This is a genomic window from Streptomyces sp. NRRL S-350 (genome assembly GCF_000719705.1).
GTDB lineage: Bacteria > Actinomycetota > Actinomycetes > Streptomycetales > Streptomycetaceae > Kitasatospora.
In genome coordinates this window covers 1-758 of record NZ_JOHO01000185.1, presented here as the reverse complement: position 1 = coordinate 758, position 758 = coordinate 1, and the positions used below count along the sequence as shown (strand labels likewise).

1 protein-coding gene is annotated in these 758 nt (G+C 67.5%); it reads right to left on the bottom strand.

Going from position 1 to position 758, the window contains the following annotated elements; genetic code table 11:
* Nucleotides 1–758: acyltransferase domain-containing protein (locus tag IF30_RS0140410; RefSeq protein ID WP_030248211.1), on the bottom strand; the 758-nt coding region annotated here is incomplete at both ends.

Below are 758 nucleotides of genomic sequence, written 5' to 3'. Positions count from 1 at the left end.
GCGACGAGTACTGGGTGGGGGCTGGGTTCGATGAAGGTGGTGTGGTGGGTGGTGATGAGGGTTTGGGTGGTGGGGTGGAAGAGGACGGGGTTGCGGAGGTTGCGGTACCAGTAGTCGGCGGTGAGTTCGGTGCCGTTGAGGGGTGTTCCGGTGACGGTGGAGTGGAAGGTGATGGTGCTGTTGCGGGGGGTGATGGGGGAGAGGGCGGTGTGGAGTTGGGTTTGGATGGTTTCGACGTCGGGTGTGTGGGAGGCGTAGTCGACGGGGATTCGGCGGACGCGGGTGCCTTGTTGTTCGAGGTGGGTGAGGAGGGTTTCGAGGGGTTGGGTGGGGCCGGCGATGACGGTGGTGGTGGGGCCGTTGTGGGCGGCGATGGTGATGTGGGGGTGGTGTCGGAGGTGGTCGTGGAGGGTGGTGGCGGGTAGGGCGATGGAGGCCATGGAGCCTTGGCCGGCGAGGTGGTGGGCGATGATCTGGCTGCGGAGGGCGACGATGCGGGCGGCGTCGTCGAGGGTGAGGATGTCGGCGACGGTGGCGGCGGCGATTTCGCCTTGGGAGTGGCCGATGACGGCGTCGGGGTGGATGCCGAGTTCGCGCCAGGTGTGGGCGAGGGAGACCATGACGGCCCAGAGGGCGGGTTGGACGACGTCGACGCGGTGGAGGGGTGCGTCGGGGTCGCGCAGGATGTCGGTGAGTGACCAGTCGACGTAGGGGGTGAGGGCTTGTTCGCAGCGGTGGATCCACTGGGTGAACACGGG